This window comes from Kribbella sp. NPDC005582 (assembly GCF_040605415.1).
Lineage (GTDB): Bacteria > Actinomycetota > Actinomycetes > Propionibacteriales > Kribbellaceae > Kribbella.
In genome coordinates, this window is the sequence record NZ_JBEXCU010000011.1 from 29,938 (window position 1) to 44,959 (window position 15,022).

Genomic DNA, 15,022 nt, shown 5'->3' on the forward strand with positions numbered 1-15,022 from the left:
AGGGCCATGGCGGCACGGATGTCCAAGCAGGCAAGGCGGGACCAGCTGCTCGAGGTTGCCCTCGCGGTGGTCCGGGATCGCGGGACCGACGGGCTCACCCTGGTCACGCTCGCCGAAGCGGCCCAGGTCAGCCGGCCGATCGTCTATGACCACTTCGGCAGTCGGTCCGGGCTGCTGCTGGCGCTCTACCGGATGCTCGACGAGCAGCACCGGGCCGCCGTCACGCAGGCGCTCGAGGGTGCCGCCGATACCGCACAGGTTCTGAGCGCGGCCTACTTCGCGTGCGCAACGGAGCTACCCGAGTTTGCTGCGGTTTCCGCTGCGTTGAAGGGCGATCCGGAGACCGAGGCCGCTCAGCACGAGCTGCTCGGCGACTACGTGAAGCTGATGATGACGGCGCTCAAGCCGCACTTGCCGCTCCCGCCCAAGGCGCTGCGGCTGCGGTGCCTCGCCCTGCTCGGTGCGGCCGAAGCGTTGGCCGTCGAGCTCGACCACGGACGCATCACGACCGGCGAGGCAGTCGCTGCCTTCGCCGGCCTGATGCGATGACTCACTTGGCGTAGAGAGCCTCGACGTCCGCCTCGTGGTTGGCCATCACGATGTGGCGGCGCAGCGAGAGCTTCAGCGACAGTTCGCCGGACTCCTGCGTCCAGTCGATCGGCAGGATCTGGAACTTGCGGATCGCCTCGGCCTTGGAGACCGTCGCGTTCGCGTCGTCGACCGCATGCTGGATCTCGGCGATCAGGTCGGCGTCGCCGGTGAGCGACGCGACGTCGGTGGGCTTGCCGCGCTCGGTGGCCCAGCCGACGATCGTCTCGGGGTCGATCGTGATCAGCGCCGCGATGAACGGCTTGGCGTCGCCGACCACCATGCACTGGCTGACCAGCGGGTGCAGCCGGATCTGGTCCTCGAGCACGGTCGGGGCGACGTTCTTGCCGCCGGCCGTGACCAGGATCTCCTTCTTCCGGCCGGTGATCTTGATGAACCCGTCGACGTCGAACTCACCGAGGTCGCCGGTGTGGAACCAGCCCTCGTCGTCGATCGCGGCGGCGGTGGCCTCGTCGTTCTTCCAGTAGCCCCGCATCACCTGGCCGCCCTTGAAGAGCAGCTCGCCGTCGTCCGCGACACCGACCGTCACACCAGGAAGCGGCCGGCCGACAGTGCCGATGCGGATGTCGTCGGGCAGGTTCACCGCGACCGCGGCGGTGGTCTCGGTCAGGCCGTAGCCCTCCAGCACCGGTACGCCGATGCCACGGAAGAAGTGGCCGAGTTTGTCGCCGAGCGGGGCGCCGCCGGAGACGGCGTACTGGACCTGGCCGCCGAGGACCGCGCGCAGCTTGCCGAAGACGAGGCGGTCGAACAGGGCGTGCTTGGCCTTCAGGACGAACGACGCGCCGCCCTTGTCCTGCGCCTGCGAGTAGGCGATCGCGGTCTCCGCGGCGGCGTCGAAGATCTTGCCCTTGCCGTCGGCGTGCGCCTTCTGGCTGGCGCTGTTGTAGACCTTCTCGAAGACCCGCGGCACGCTCAGGATGAAGGTGGGCCGGAAGGACCCGAGGTCGGGAACCAGGTTCTTCACGTCCGGGCTGTGGCCGACCTTGACCCGCTTCATCACGCAGCCGACCTGGATGATCCGGGCGAAGACGTGGGCCAGCGGCAGGAACAGCAGCGTGCTCGCGCCGTTGGTGTCGAAGAGCTCGTCGAGGATCTTGACCGCCGGGTCGAGCTCGGCGAGGAAGTTGCCGTGGCTGATCCGGCAGCCCTTCGGCCGGCCGGTCGTCCCGGAGGTGTAGATCAGCGTGGCCAGGTCGTCGGGCGTGACCGCCGTACGGCGCTTGTCGTACTCGGCGTCGCTGATCTGGCGGCCGAGCTCGGTGAGCTGGTCGACCGCGCCGGCCTCGATCTGCCAGACCTCCTGCAGCGCCGGGGCCTCGCCGCGCGCGGACTCGACGACCGCGCCGTGGGTCGCGTTCTCGACGACGGCCGCGACCGCCTCGGAGTCGGTCAGGATCCACTGGATCTGGGAGGCCGACGACGTTTCGTAGATCGGCACGGTGACCGCGCCGATGCTCCAGATCGCGTAGTCGATCAGCGTCCACTCGTAGCGCGTCGGGCTGAGCAGCGCGACCCGCTCACCGTGCCGCACGCCGGCGGCGATCAGGCCCTTGGCGACACCGATCACCTCTGCGGCGAACTCGGCCGCCGTCACGTCCTGCCACTCGCCGGCCGTGCCACCCCGCCGGCTGAACACCGCGGTGTCAGGATGGGAGGACGCGTTCGCCCACACCGGATCGGCCAGGCTGCCGGTGGGCGGCTCGGTCACAGCAGGAACGGTGTACTCACGCATCCGCGTCTCCTCAGTCGGTCACGAATTGTCGACTTCCGGCGCACGCTACAGTCACCTACCCGGAAGTAGCCAGGTTAATGTGACTCACGGAACTAGGTTCACAGCCATGCCCACGCTCGACATCAGTTGCGACGACTTGGTCGTTGCGGAGCCAGCCTACGTCGCCCAGCGACTCGGTTCGGACACCCTGTGGCGCGAGTGGTGGCCGGAGCTCACGCTGACCCCGTCCGAGCGGCGCGGCGCCGAGGGCGTGCGCTGGGCGGTCACCGGCGCCGCGATCGGTACGGCGGAGTGGTGGCTCGAGCAGGTCCGCGACGGAGTCGTCGTGCACTGGTACCTGCGGGTGGATCCGGTCCGGCCGGTCCGGGGCCGGGCCCTGACCAGGCTGCGGGAACGGTACGTGACGCGGTACCGGGAGCGGCTGTGGGCGTTCAAGGACGAAGCCGAAGCGGGCCGCGCCGCAGGCGAGCGACGTACTGGGGACCAAGCCGCGATAGTCTCTCGCTCTGAGCTACTCCCGGCGGTGCAATCTCCGTCTGGACAGTACCCGTTGAACCAGGCCCGGCTGCAAAGAGGTGAATCGATGGCGGAACAGACCACCTCGACCATCGTGGTGAACGCGAGCCCCAAAGAGATCATGGCGGTGATCGCGGACTTCGCGGCGTACCCGGAGTGGGCCGACTCGATGCGGGAGACCCAGGTGCTGTCCACCGACGAGGCCGGCCGGCCCAAGCAGGTGCGGTTCAAGGTCGACGCCGGCGCGATCTCCGACGAGTACACGCTGGACTACGTCTGGTCCCGCAACGAGGTCACCTGGACGCTGGTCGAGGCCAAGATGGTCAAGGGCATGGACGGCGCGTACGTGCTGCGTGACCTGGGCGCGGAAGGAACCGAAGTGACGTACCGGCTGGCGGTGGACGTGGCGATCCCGATGATCGGCATGCTGAAGCGCAAGGCCGAAAAAGTCATCATCGACACAGCCCTGAAGGGGCTCAAGAAGCGCGTCGAGTCCTGATCAGACGTGACTCGGGTACTGCTGTACACAGGTAAAGGCGGCGTCGGCAAGACCACGTCGGCCGCGGGCACCGCCACGCTCGCCGCGCTGCGCGGGCTGCGCACGCTGGTGCTGTCGACGGACGCCTCGCACTCGTTGTCGGACGCCTTCGACTCCGAGGTCGGCCAGGAGCCGACCGAGATCGACGACCTGCTGTTCGTCCAGCAGATCGACGCGCAGCGCCGGTTCGAGCGGTCGTGGGGTGACATCCAGGCCTATCTACGCTCGGTGCTGCACATGGTCGGTGTCGATCCGATCGAGGCCGAGGAACTGACCGTGCTGCCGGGCGCCGAGGAGGTGCTCGCGCTGCTCGAGGTGCGCGACCACGTCCGGTCCGGGCGCTGGGACGTGATCGTGGTCGACTGCGCGCCGACCGCCGAGACGCTGCGGCTGCTCGCACTGCCCGATGCGCTGAACTGGTACATGGAGCGGATCTTCAACGCCGAGCGCAAGGTGATGCGCACGTTCCGGCCGTTCCTGAGCCGGTCGTCGAGTATCCCGATGCCGGACGACACCGTCTTCGACGCGCTCCGCCGGTTGCAGAGCGACCTGGCCGACATCCGCGCGCTGCTGGCCGGCCCGGACGCTTCGGTGCGGCTGGTGCTGACTCCGGAGGCCGTCGTGGTCGCGGAGGCCCGGCGTTCGCTGACCCGCTTGTCCTTGTACGGCTACCGGGTCGACGGCGTGGTGGCGAACCGGGTGTTCCCGGCGGCCGGCGCCGACACCTGGCGTCGGCAGTGGGTCGCGGCTCAGCGCGGCATCCTGGAGGAGGTCGCCGACTCGTTCCGGCCGCTGCCGATCTGGGAGTCGCCGTACCGGGTGTGCGAGCCGGTCGGCGTCGAGGAGCTGGCGGCGTTCGCCGTCGAGATGTACGGCGGGGACGACCCGTTCGCGCGGGCCACCGAGGAGACGTCGCTGTGGGTGGACCGGCACATCGACACGGACGGCCGCACGTACACGCTGACCATGCCGTTGCCGCTGGCATCGGCTAGTGAGCTCGAGCTGGCGCGGCACGGTGACGAGCTGATCATCACGGTCGGTTCGTACCGGCGCGTGCTGCCGCTGCCGGCCGCGCTCGCGCGTGGTGTGGTGGCCGGCGCGCGGTTGGACGACGGGCGGCTGCAGGTGCGTTTCTCGCCGCGTGAGGTCGTGCGGCCGCTGCCGCTGGACGCGCAGGAGCTGGCACAAGGGCTGACCGCGGAGTACACGGCCCAGCAGGAAGCGCGTGAGGCTGCGATCGGGGAGGGCCGATGAGCCCCAAGGAACCGGTCGGCACGGTTGCCGAGGAGGCGGCGAAGCTGTTCGCCGTGCTGCAGGCGGCCGCGGACACGCACGGCGGTGAGCACGCTGCTCCTACTGAAGAGCCCGCGGAACCGCACGAGCACAAGTCGGGCCCGGACTGCGTCTGGTGCCCGGTGTGTCAGTTGATCAACAAGGTTCGCAACACCAGCCCCGAAACGATCGAGCAGCTGTCGACGGCCGCCGCCCACGTGCTCGGTTCGGTGCGGACGTTGCTGGAGTCGGCCGCCGAGGTCGCCCGGCAGAAGCAGGAGGACGCAGCGTCGCGTTCCTCACACGCCCAGGAGGAACCGGTCGCGCCGAAGGTCGACCGGATCGACGTGAGTGAGGACCCCGAACCATGGGACTGACCATCGGTATCGATGTCGGCGGGACGAAGATCGCCGCCGGTGTCGTGGACGCGGACGGCACGATCGTCGCCCGCACCCATCGTGACACCCCGGCCGACTCGGTCGACGCGACCGCCGGGGCGATCATCGCCGCCGCCGCCGAGCTGATCGCCGAGCACGAGGTGACGGGCGTCGGGATCGGCGCGGCCGGCTTCGTGTCCTCGGACCGCTCGACCGTACTGTTCGCGCCGAACCTGGCCTGGCGGGACGAGCCGCTCGGGGCCCGGGTCGCGGAGCAGCTGAAGATCCCGGTCGTGGTGGAGAACGACGCCAACGCCGCGGCCTGGGGCGAGTTCGCCTTCGGTGCGGCGCGGGACGTCGAGCACATGGTCTGCATCACGGTCGGCACCGGCATCGGCGGTGGCGTGGTCATCGACGGCGAGCTGCTGCGGGGTGCCCATGGCGTTGCCGCCGAGCTCGGCCACATGCGCGTCGTACCGGGTGGTCATCGGTGTGGCTGTGGAGCGCGGGGCTGCTGGGAGCAGTACGCATCCGGTCGTGCGTTGGTGCGCGAGGCTCGTGCGCAGGCGGAGTCCGGCTCGCTGGCGGCAGCGCAGATGCTGAGCGTCTGCGGGATCACCGACCCGGCGGAGCTGACCGGTCCGATGATCACCGACGCCGCGTCCGCGGGCGACCCGTGCGCGATGGAACTGCTGGATGATCTCGGTCGCTGGCTGGGGGAGGGTCTGGCGAGTATCGCCACGCTGTTCGACCCGACCACGATCGTCATCGGCGGTGGGGTGAGCGCGGCCAAGCAGCTGCTGATGAAGTCGGCCCAGGTCGCCTTCGAGCGGCACCTGCCGGCCAAGGCCAACCGGCCGCACCCGTCGTTCGGGCTGGCCGAACTGGGCAACGACGCCGGCCTGATCGGCGCCGCCGACCTGGCCCGCCGGCCCATTCCGGCCAAGTGAGGCCCCGCGGGGTGCTTGGCGCACTGCGGGATACTGGATCTGTTCCGGGGGACACGACGAGGAGGCTCGTGTGGCTCTGACACAGGCTTTGACGATCGGCATCGACATCGGCGGCACCAAGGTCGCCGCCGGTGTGGTCGACCCCGAAGGCAACATTTTGGACCGGTTGCGGCGGGACACGCCGACGAAGGATCCGAAGGAGACCGAGGACGCGATCGCCGAGATCGTGCACGACCTCGAGTCGCGGCACGACGTGATCGCGGTCGGGATCGGCGCGGCCGGGTTCGTCGACGGGACGCGCTCCTCGGTGCTGTTCGCACCGCACCTCGCCTGGCGGCACGAGCCGCTGCGGGACGCGGTCGAGCGGCGCCTCGGTCTGCCGGTCGTCGTCGAGAACGACGCGAACGCGGCGGCGTGGTCGGAGTGGCGTTTCGGTGGCGGTCAGGGCGAGAGTCACCTGGTCTGCGTCACGCTCGGCACCGGTATCGGCGGCGCCATCCTGAACGACGGCGCCTTGCAGCGCGGGAAGTTCGGCATCGCGGGCGAGTTCGGGCACATGCAGGTCGTGCCGGGCGGACATCGCTGCGAGTGCGGCAACCGCGGGTGCTGGGAGCAGTACGCCTCCGGCAACGCGCTGACCCGCGAGGCGCGGGAGCTGGCCTTGTCGGGGTCGCCGGTTGCGCACAACCTGCTGCGGGCGGCCGGTGGTGATCCGCGCAAGATCAACGGGCCGATGGTGACCGAGCTGGCGAAGGACGGCGATCCGGTCGCGGTCGAGCTGCTCGAGGATGTCGGTCGCTGGCTCGGCATCGGCCTGGCCAACCTGGCCGCTGCGCTCGACCCAGGGACGTTCGTGATCGGCGGCGGTGTCTCGGACGCCGGCGAGTTGTTGCTGGCGCCGGCGCGGGAGGCATTCAAGCGCACGCTGACTGGTCGTGGTTTCCGGCCGGAGGCACGGATCGTGCGCGCGGTGCTCGGTCCTGAGGCGGGCATGGTCGGTGCGGCTGATCTGGCGCGTGAAGAGGCGACGTGGTTGCGTCGGGTGCGGGTGAAGACGACTGCGGTGACGGCCAAGACGGCCGCTGCCCGGGGGCGGTCCACCCGCGTTGAGCGGGCTGCGCGGAAGTCGGCGGCGCGTCGTACGGGGTTGCGGGCGGCTTCTGCTGAGACCGTCGTCGAGCTGGACGACTCGGAGGCATGACCGACTCTCTGCGGGTGCTCTCCTACAACGTTCATCGCTGGGGTGATGATCGGGAGGCGCTGGCTCGGGTGGTGAAGGCTTGCGCGCCGGACGTGATGCTGGTGCAGGAAGCGCCCACTTGGTGGGGGACGCGGCGGAAGCGGCGGGCGATGGCGGCGAGCTTCGGCCTGCGGTACGTCGCCGCGTCCGCGCGGAACGCGATCTTGGTTGCCGACAGCATCGATCTGGTCGAGGCGCTGCACTGGCGGATCTGGCGGCCGTTCGTCCGCCGCCGGCTGCGGCTGATCGCGACCCAACTGCCCGGCGGTGCGGTCGGCGGCCGGGTGGCGGTGGGTCCGGCCGAGCTGGCGCTGGTGGTGTGCCACCTCGGGCTGCACATCCTCGGACGGCAGCACGAGTTGGAACAGGTGCTGCGCGGCTGCCGCTCGTTCGGTACGCCGTACCTGCTGGTCGGTGATCTCAACGAGACGCCCGACGGGCCGGTGTGGGCGCGGCTGGCCGAAGAGGGGCTGATCGACCTCGGCGCGGAGGCCGGACCGACGTTCAGCTCTCGTGATCCGCACAAGCGGATCGACGGCGTCCATGTCACGCCAGGGCTCAGCGGCCGAGTGCTGCCGATCCCGGCCGAGGTCGCGGGGGATCTTCCGCCGGCCTCCGATCACCTTCCCCTCTTGATCGAGCTGCACCCCTGAGACATAGGATCTCTGCTATGGCGAACCCTGTGAGCAGCTTGCGCTACGACCGTCCGGCAGGGGAGTGGGTGGAGGCGTTGCCGCTGGGCAACGGCCGGATCGGGGTGATGTGTTTCGGCCGGCCCGGGACCGAGCGGCTGGCACTGAACGACGAGACGCTGTGGTCCGGCAGTCCGGAGACCCAGCGGCTGCTGTCGGTTCCGCAGGGTGCCGTCGGATCGGAGGCTGTGCAGGCGGTTCGGGAGGCTGTCGCGGCCGGTGACGTACGACGGGCCGAGGAGCTGGCTACCGGGTTCCAGGCCGGGCATTCGCAGGCGTATCTGCCGTTGGGGGACCTGCTGCTGGACTACACGGTCGCTGGCGAACCGACGACGTACCGGCGGGAGCTCGACCTGGATTCGGCGACGGCCGTGGTCGAGTACGAGATCGGAGGTCTTCAGCTGCGGCAGGAGGCGTTCGTCAGCCATCCGGCCGGAGTGACCGTCGTGCGGGTGACTGCTTCGGCTCCGATCGGCGTGACGGCGCGGTTGACCTCGCAGCTCCAGTCGTCGTCGGTTGAGAACGGGTTGCTGGTTCAGGCTCCGGCGGACGTCGCGCCGCCGCATCGCGACGTACCGGAGCCGGTGCGGTACTCCGACGGTCCGGATCGCGGCATGGCTGCGGCTGTTGCGGTCCGCCTTGCGAGCAACGGTTCTGGCAGCGGGCTGACCGTTGCGGACGCGACCGAGATCACCATCGTCTTGTCGACAGCGACCGGGTACGTCGATCCCGCGACCGCGCCGACCCGGACCGGTGCGGAGTGCTTCGCCGAGGCTGACGAGCGGGTGCAGGCCGCCCTCACTCGTGGGTACGACGAGCTGCTGGCTGAGCATGTCGCCGACCATCAGTCGCTCTACCGCCGTTCGGTGCTGGAGCTCCCGGCGACCGAGGCCGCCGAGCTGTCCACCGACGAGCGGTTGGCGCACAGCGACGATCCGGCACTCGCCGCGCTGATCTTCAACTACGGCCGCTACTTGATGATCGCGAGCTCGCGGCCGGGTGGTCTGCCGACCAACCTGCAGGGCATCTGGAACGACATCCTGCAGCCGCCGTGGAGCTCCAACTACACGGTCAACATCAACACCGAGATGAACTACTGGCCGACCGAGACGACGAACCTCTCCGAGTGCCACGAACCGCTGCTCTCGTACGTCGGCCACCTCGCCGCGGCGGGTCGCCGTACGGCCGAGGAGCGGTACGGCGCCGCCGGCTGGGTCGCGCACCACAACGCCGACGCGTGGTGCTGGTCGGTCCCCGTCGACGGCAATCCGAAGTGGTCGAACTGGCCGATGGCCGGCACCTGGCTGGTTCGGCACTTGTGGGACCACTACGCGTTCACCGGTGACCGGGAGTTCCTCGAGCGTGCGTGGCCGGTGCTGCGCGGAGCCGCGGAGTTCTGCCATGACTGGTTGACCGAGCTTCCCGACGGCACCCTCGGTACGTCGCCCTCGACCTCGCCGGAGAACGAATACGTCGCTGCCGACGGCGGACCCGCGTCCGTCACGGTGTCGGCGACCATGGATCTGGCGTTGATCGCCGACCTGTTCGACCGGTGTGTCGAGACCGCCGCGGTGCTCGGGCTGACCGACGTACTGGTGGATGAGTTCGCGGCGGCCCGGAAGCGGATCCCGGAGCCGTCGATCGGCAGCAGGGGACAGCTGCAGGAGTGGGCGGCCGATCTGCCCGAGCAGGAGCCGCACCACCGGCACATGTCGCATCTGATCGGTCTGCATCCCGCTGACCTGATCACCCCGGACAGCACGCCGGAGCTCGCGGCCGCGGCGACGCGGACGATGGACCTGCGCGGGGACGAGGCCACCGGCTGGTCGCTGGCCTGGAAGATCAACCTGCGGGCGCGGCTGCGCGATGCCGCCGGCGCACACCGGCTGGTCGGGGCGTTGCTGACCCTGGCCGGCGGCAACAAGACCGACTACGTCGGTAGCGGGGCGGGTGTCTATCCGAACCTGCTGTGCGCGCATCCGCCGTTCCAGATCGACGGCAACTTCGGCGCCACCGCCGGGATCGCGGAGATGCTGCTCCAAAGCCACACCGGTGAACTCGAAATCTTCCCGGCCCTTCCCGCCGACTGGCCGACCGGATCGATCACCGGCCTGCGCGCCCGCGGCGGCGTCACGGTCGACCTCACCTGGTCGGCGGACAGCCGCGAGGTAACGCTCACGGCCGACCACGATCAGACCCGCATCATCCGGTACGGCGACGCCCGCACACCGGTCGAGCTGGCCGCCGGAACGCCACACCGACTCCGCTTGTGAGGCCCTGCTCGCTGCCATAATCGCCGGAATGGCGAAACGTTCGAACCGCGCCTGGCGTGCGTATCGGGCCGACTACCTCAGCCGGCCCGACCAGGCATCCGAAAGCGCCCGGATCCTGACCGGCGCCAAGGTGTGTTCCCGCCTGCTGGCGATCGGCGCCGTACTGTGCCTGGCCACGATCGTCGGGCGGCTGTTCGCCGGCAGCGCGGACGTGTCGGTCGGTGGCGTCACCCTTCCGCTCGACTTCGCCTGGGTGGGCCTGCTGGCCCTGACGGCGGCGCATGCGTTCACAGGAGCGTTCCTGGCTCACCGCATCACTGCCTACCTGCCGTACCTGCACCTGCCGGAGCAGGCCGTGCAGGTGTTCCGCGAGGTCACGAGCAGCGGCAATCCGTTCGTGTTCGGGATGCGCTCGCGGGCGCTGCCCCGGCGGCGCGGCGGCCGCTACCACCCGATGAGCGTGCGTGATCCGTCGGCCTGGGTCGCGTACGGCGCGGCTGTGGTCCTGCTGCTCGCGGCCACGCCCTGGCGTCTGGAGGCCGGCCGGATCGTCGTCGGCGGCTGGATCCAGGTAGTGCTGGCGGTCGTCCTCCTCGCCGTGAACTGGTGGGCCGGTTCGGTCTGGATGGTTTCGCTGTCCCGGCTGCACTACCTGGGGAGTGAGCTCCGCGACCTGCCGAGCGGACCGCTTCGCCGCGACGAGCTCCTTCGCCTGCTCGAACCGCTCGAGTTCGCGTACGTCGAGGCCTTGTCCGAGGTCGACCTCTACCGGCTCGCGAACCTCCTGCAGCGCTTCATCGAGTTTCCGGTGCCGCGCTCCGATGTCCGTTTGTGCATCGGCCCGCACGCCGAGACCCGCCGCCAGTTCCGGGTGCAGCCGCGAGGGCTGTGCGTGGGGCACTACCAGCGGATCGAAGCCACCTATCTGCAGGTCGCTGCGGTCGGGCAACCGGTGGTGCTGTCGGAGCTGACCCGCGGTGCCGGGTCGCCCGAACGCTTCGACCTGTCGTCGCCCGAAGACATCGAGCGCTGGATCGCCCAAGGCAAGTTTCGTCGCCCCAAGCGCGACCGGTGGTGGAGGTTCGTCTCCTAGCTCTTCTTCTTGCGATTCAAGAAGGCGAGCATCGCCTCCTGCGCGGCCGGCGAGCCGAACAGGCTCGCGGACAGCTCGGCCAGCTCGGTGCCGCGGGCATCGATATCGGCGAGGAGCTCGCGGTTGAGCAGCTGCTTGGTCTCGCGCAGGCCCTGCGGCACGCCCTTGAGCACCGACTCCACGAGCGAGTCGAGCGCGGTGTCCAGTTCGTCGTCGGTGACGGTCAGCGTAACGAGCCCGAGGCGCGCGGCCTCCAGACCGTCGAAGGTGTTGCCGGTCAGGAACGTGTACGCCGCCGCGCGGTCGCTCATGCGCGCGAGCACGGTCAACGAGATCGTCGCCGCCGCCAGTCCCAGTCGAACCTCGGTCAGGGCGAACGTCGCGCCGGCGCCGGCGACGCTGATGTCGGCCGCGGCCACGATGCCGATACCGCCGGCCCGCACCGGGCCCGCGACGCGCGCGACGACCGGCTTCGGGTTCGCCACGATTGCACGCTGGACGTCGACCATCCGCTGCGCGCCGACACCCATGCCGACACTCGTCGCCTCGGACATGTCCGCGCCCGAGCAGAACACGTCGAGCGCGGACCGGATCACGATCACCCGGACCGCGTCGTCCGCAGCCGCGCTCTCGAGGTGCTCCAGCAGCTCACCCGTGAGCTGCTGCGAGAGCGCGTTCTTGTTGTGCGGCGAGTTCAGGATGATGGACGCGACGCCGTCGGTGGTGGCCAGGTGCACAAGCTCAGTCATGGACGCACTATTTCACCGGATGCGTATGTCGGCGACAGTTCGCGGGCGAGGTGCTCGATGAACAGGCCGACGTCGGTGACGATCCCGCGGGCCTGGCTCGAGCCGCGGTCGGCGAGTTTCGTCACAGTGGCCGGGTTGATGTCGACGCAGGTCAGCGGGATCGAGGCCGGCAGGATGTTGCCGGTGGCAACGGAGTGCAGCATGGTGGCGGCCATCAGGCAGTAGCCGACGTCGGTCAGCTCGGCGCGCATCGCACGCTGGCCCTCGAGGACGTCCGTGTAGACGTCGGGCAGCGGGCCGTCGTCGCGCACCGAGCCGACCAGCACGAACTTCTTGCCCTGCTTGACCAGGGCGTGCATCACGCCGGAGGTCAGGACGCCCTGCTCGACGGCGGCCGCGATCGAGCCGGCCTTGCGGATCGTGTTGATCGCGCGGATGTGGTGCTCGTGGCCGTGCTCGACGCCGCGACCGCGGGCCAGGTCGACACCGAGCGACGTACCGTAGAGGGAGGACTCGATGTCGTGCGTGGCCAGCGCGTTCCCGGCGAACAGGACGTCCACGAAACCGGCCTCGACCAGCGCGACCATGGCCGGCGCGGCGCCGGTGTGGACGATGCCGGGACCGCCGACCCAGAGCACCTTCTGGCCGTTCGCCTTCGCCTCGCGCATACCGTCGGCGACCTGCTGCACCAGCACCCGCTGCGGCTTCTCGCTGGAGACGTCGGACTCCATGAAACCGAAGCCGTCCTCGGTGCTCGCGACGATCGGCGGGGTCACCTTGACGCCTTGCGCGCTGGAGATGATCCGCATCCCGGCCTTGACCTCGGACATCGGGATCGTCCGGACGGTGCTCGCTTCAGACTCGCCCTCGACCAGCAGACCGCAGTCCATCTCCGGGTTCTGCACCGCCACCCAGTGGCCGTTCAGCCGGACGCTGGTCGGCAGGTTCGTTGTCGAGTAGAAGCCGTCCGGGAAGACGCCGTCCTGGGCCACTTCGGTGATCTCCGGCTCCCCGGGGTCGACCAGGTTCGCGCCCTTGGTCTGGATCCGCATCAGCAGTCGCTGCAGCGTCTCCTCGTCGTCGGCGCCGACCGTCATCCGGACCGTCGACGGGTCGTCCTTGTCGTAGCCGAGGTCGAACTTGTCCAGGGTGTACTCACCGCCGTACCCGCGGATGTCGTCGAGCACCCGGGACAGCAGCCCGGAGTCCATCAGGTGGCCGGTGATCTCGACCGTCTCGCTGACCTGCACGGGTGACCCTTCCCTCAACAAGAACGTCAGATTGTCCGACGATTCTGTTGATGCTAACTCACACGACCGCTCCGTCGTCCGGGGTGTCGTCCTGCGGCAGCCGGTCCTTCATCCGGATCACCAGCGTCAGGAACCCGCCGATGAAGCCGACCACGGCCAGCGCGGTGATCCGCCGGTCGCCGAAGTCGAACAGGGCGGCCAGGATCAGCAGGATCGGTCCGCCGAACAGGCCGAGCCAGGCGAGCCGGCTGACCCAGTCCAGCTTCGGGCCGCGTGGCGGCTCCGGCGGGACGAAGTGGTCATGGGGGTCGTCGGCCGCCCGCTTGCGGCGCGGCTCGGGCTCGTCCTTGGGCTCATCCTCGACGGCGAGACCGGCCGGTACGTCGATCAACGGCTCGTACTTCTCGTCGACGTCCTCGCTGACCGGCCACCGCGGTACCGGAGTGTCACCGCCGTCGTGCCCGGGCGCCGACGGTGCGTTGAACTGCTCGACCAGCGACTTCCACTCCGCGTCCTCGGTGCTGCGCGCGATCACCGGGCGGGCCTGCTCGATCTGGCCGGCGTCGACGAACAACTCGTCCGGCACCTCGTCCGAGCTCTCGCAGTACGCCGCGATCCCGGCCGTGGCCAGCGCGGCCAGGACCGGCTCGGCGACGGCTGCGTCGATCCGGCCGAGGGAGGTGTACTCCGCGGCGGTCAGGCCGTTGTCACGCATCGGCGGGACCGGTCACGCGGGCAATACCAGTCACTCTGGTGATGAAGGCTGCGGTGTCCGCGAAGATCCGCGGCGCGTCGTTGTCCAGTGTCGCGACGTGATAGCTGTCCTCGAGCAAAGTCTCGGTCACGTCGCGCGACGAGATCGACGTGAGCACCCGGCGGGCAGAGCTGGCTTCGACCACGTGATCGACAGTACTGCGGAACAGCAGCACCGGCTGGGTGACCTTCGGCAGATCCGCCTGGACCACCTTCCACAGCTTCGACAGCGACAGCGTCGCCTTGAGCGGCATCCGGGTGTAGGCGCCCTCGTCGACACCCGGCTTCTTGATGTCGTTCGAGATGCCGGGGAACGAGGGGATCACCTTCGACAGGACCGGGAGCAGTCCGAGCCGCTTGTCCTCGGTGCTCACCGACGGGTTGATCAGGACCACGCCGGAGATGTCGGCGCCGTGCTCCTCGGCCAGCCGCAGCACCAGCGCTCCACCCATCGACAGGCCGACCACGACCACCTGGTCGTGCTCCTTGCGGAGCCGGGCCAGCTCGTTGTCGAGTACGGCGTACCAGTCGGGCCAGCCGGTGGTGTTCATCTCCTGCCAGGTGGTGCCGTGGCCGGGCAGCCGCGGCACGGCGACGCCGTACCCGAGCTCGGCCAGGTGCTCGCCGAACGGGCGCATCGAGCGCGGTGAACCGGTGAATCCGTGGCTCAGCAGCACGCCGACGGCGGCGTTCTCCCCGGTCCCGGAGCTGCGGAACTCCTCCGCGTGGACTTGCACTGGCACGCTCGACTCCTCGTCCGGTCGGGGTTCCTCACAGCGTTCATCAAATGGTCGCATCTGGACTTCATCCAGTCTGCATCCAGGTGACAACACAGTGAGCAACATCAACATTCCTGGCGGTGACATTGCCTGAGGGGGAAGCTGGAACGTAGTCTCCGCACCGGCGGGCACTGGTGCCGGAGCCGGTAGGGACGGACCATGGACAGGTAACGAGTCGGTGGTGCGGAGTCGGTGG

The 15,022-nt window shown here is 69.5% G+C and carries 14 protein-coding genes; 9 read left to right on the forward strand and 5 right to left on the reverse strand.

What is annotated here, in order from left to right:
• The first annotated feature begins 6 nt into the window (after nt 1-6).
• Nucleotides 7-549: a TetR family transcriptional regulator gene (locus tag ABZS29_RS37840; protein WP_355469797.1), complete on the forward strand. Its 543-nt coding sequence runs from the start codon at nt 7-9 to the stop codon at nt 547-549.
• Nucleotide 550: 1 nt separating this feature from the next.
• Here the strand turns inward: ABZS29_RS37840 and ABZS29_RS37845 are convergent, their stop codons facing one another.
• The gene (locus ABZS29_RS37845; protein ID WP_355469799.1) at nt 551-2,344 is read right to left on the reverse strand and encodes an AMP-dependent synthetase/ligase; all 1,794 of its coding nucleotides are present in this window, start codon (nt 2,342-2,344) and stop codon (nt 551-553) included.
• Between the two features lie 106 nt (nt 2,345-2,450).
• Here ABZS29_RS37845 and ABZS29_RS37850 point away from each other — a divergent pair, with 106 nt between their 5' ends.
• From ABZS29_RS37850 to ABZS29_RS37885, 8 genes are all read left to right on the forward strand, one after another.
• Nucleotides 2,451-3,359 carry an SRPBCC family protein gene (locus ABZS29_RS37850; protein ID WP_355469800.1) on the forward strand — a complete coding sequence of 303 codons (909 nt, stop codon included), beginning with the start codon at nt 2,451-2,453 and terminating at the stop codon, nt 3,357-3,359.
• A 6-nt stretch (nt 3,360-3,365) separates the two neighbouring features.
• On the forward strand, nt 3,366-4,652 hold the full coding sequence (locus ABZS29_RS37855) for an ArsA family ATPase (RefSeq protein WP_355469802.1): 1,287 nt from the start codon (nt 3,366-3,368) through the stop codon (nt 4,650-4,652).
• Complete coding sequence (locus ABZS29_RS37860) at nt 4,649-5,047, forward strand: hypothetical protein (RefSeq protein WP_355469804.1); 399 nt, start codon at nt 4,649-4,651, stop codon at nt 5,045-5,047. Before ABZS29_RS37855 ends, ABZS29_RS37860 begins: the two co-directional genes overlap by 4 nt.
• A complete protein-coding gene (locus ABZS29_RS37865) occupies nt 5,038-5,997 on the forward strand; it encodes an ROK family glucokinase (protein ID WP_355469806.1) in 960 nt (319 codons plus the stop codon). Before ABZS29_RS37860 ends, ABZS29_RS37865 begins: the two co-directional genes overlap by 10 nt.
• 70 nt (nt 5,998-6,067) lie before the next feature.
• Nucleotides 6,068-7,198: an ROK family glucokinase gene (locus ABZS29_RS37870; RefSeq protein WP_355469808.1), complete on the forward strand. Its 1,131-nt coding sequence runs from the start codon at nt 6,068-6,070 to the stop codon at nt 7,196-7,198.
• Complete coding sequence (locus tag ABZS29_RS37875; RefSeq protein ID WP_355469810.1) at nt 7,195-7,890, forward strand: endonuclease/exonuclease/phosphatase family protein; 696 nt, start codon at nt 7,195-7,197, stop codon at nt 7,888-7,890. The genes ABZS29_RS37870 and ABZS29_RS37875 overlap by 4 nt, the downstream gene beginning before the upstream one ends.
• Before the next feature lie 17 nt (nt 7,891-7,907).
• Nucleotides 7,908-10,202 carry a glycoside hydrolase family 95 protein gene (locus ABZS29_RS37880; RefSeq protein ID WP_355469811.1) on the forward strand — a complete coding sequence of 765 codons (2,295 nt, stop codon included), beginning with the start codon at nt 7,908-7,910 and terminating at the stop codon, nt 10,200-10,202.
• A 28-nt stretch (nt 10,203-10,230) separates the two neighbouring features.
• Nucleotides 10,231-11,295, forward strand: a complete 1,065-nt coding sequence (locus tag ABZS29_RS37885; RefSeq protein ID WP_355469813.1) for a hypothetical protein — start codon at nt 10,231-10,233, stop codon at nt 11,293-11,295.
• On the opposite strand, the gene ABZS29_RS37890 is transcribed toward ABZS29_RS37885, so the two are convergent.
• From ABZS29_RS37890 to ABZS29_RS37905, 4 genes are read right to left on the reverse strand one after another with little or no spacing between them, the layout of a single operon-like run.
• A complete protein-coding gene (locus tag ABZS29_RS37890; protein ID WP_355469815.1) occupies nt 11,292-12,044 on the reverse strand; it encodes an enoyl-CoA hydratase-related protein in 753 nt (250 codons plus the stop codon). The two genes, ABZS29_RS37885 and ABZS29_RS37890, sit on opposite strands and share 4 nt — an antisense overlap.
• A complete protein-coding gene (locus tag ABZS29_RS37895; protein ID WP_355469817.1) occupies nt 12,041-13,294 on the reverse strand; it encodes a TIGR00300 family protein in 1,254 nt (417 codons plus the stop codon). Before ABZS29_RS37895 ends, ABZS29_RS37890 begins: the two co-directional genes overlap by 4 nt.
• A 58-nt stretch (nt 13,295-13,352) precedes the next feature.
• Nucleotides 13,353-14,009 carry a hypothetical protein gene (locus tag ABZS29_RS37900; protein WP_355469819.1) on the reverse strand — a complete coding sequence of 219 codons (657 nt, stop codon included), beginning with the start codon at nt 14,007-14,009 and terminating at the stop codon, nt 13,353-13,355.
• Nucleotides 14,002-14,790: an alpha/beta fold hydrolase gene (locus tag ABZS29_RS37905; protein WP_355469821.1), complete on the reverse strand. Its 789-nt coding sequence runs from the start codon at nt 14,788-14,790 to the stop codon at nt 14,002-14,004. Before ABZS29_RS37905 ends, ABZS29_RS37900 begins: the two co-directional genes overlap by 8 nt.
• Nucleotides 14,791-15,022 lie beyond the last annotated feature (232 nt).

Excerpts from the sequence above, each read along its gene's own strand:
- ABZS29_RS37840 (WP_355469797.1), top strand. The coding sequence starts at position 7 with ATGGCGGCACGGATGTCCAAGCAGGCAAGGCGGGACCAGCTGCTCGAG.
- ABZS29_RS37845 (WP_355469799.1), bottom strand. The coding sequence starts at position 2,344 with ATGCGTGAGTACACCGTTCCTGCTGTGACCGAGCCGCCCACCGGCAGC.
- ABZS29_RS37850 (WP_355469800.1), top strand. The coding sequence starts at position 2,451 with ATGCCCACGCTCGACATCAGTTGCGACGACTTGGTCGTTGCGGAGCCA.
- ABZS29_RS37860 (WP_355469804.1), top strand. The coding sequence starts at position 4,649 with ATGAGCCCCAAGGAACCGGTCGGCACGGTTGCCGAGGAGGCGGCGAAG.
- ABZS29_RS37865 (WP_355469806.1), top strand. The coding sequence starts at position 5,038 with ATGGGACTGACCATCGGTATCGATGTCGGCGGGACGAAGATCGCCGCC.
- ABZS29_RS37875 (WP_355469810.1), top strand. The coding sequence starts at position 7,195 with ATGACCGACTCTCTGCGGGTGCTCTCCTACAACGTTCATCGCTGGGGT.
- ABZS29_RS37880 (WP_355469811.1), top strand. The coding sequence starts at position 7,908 with ATGGCGAACCCTGTGAGCAGCTTGCGCTACGACCGTCCGGCAGGGGAG.
- ABZS29_RS37885 (WP_355469813.1), top strand. The coding sequence starts at position 10,231 with ATGGCGAAACGTTCGAACCGCGCCTGGCGTGCGTATCGGGCCGACTAC.
- ABZS29_RS37890 (WP_355469815.1), bottom strand. The coding sequence starts at position 12,044 with ATGACTGAGCTTGTGCACCTGGCCACCACCGACGGCGTCGCGTCCATC.
- ABZS29_RS37900 (WP_355469819.1), bottom strand. The coding sequence starts at position 14,009 with ATGCGTGACAACGGCCTGACCGCCGCGGAGTACACCTCCCTCGGCCGG.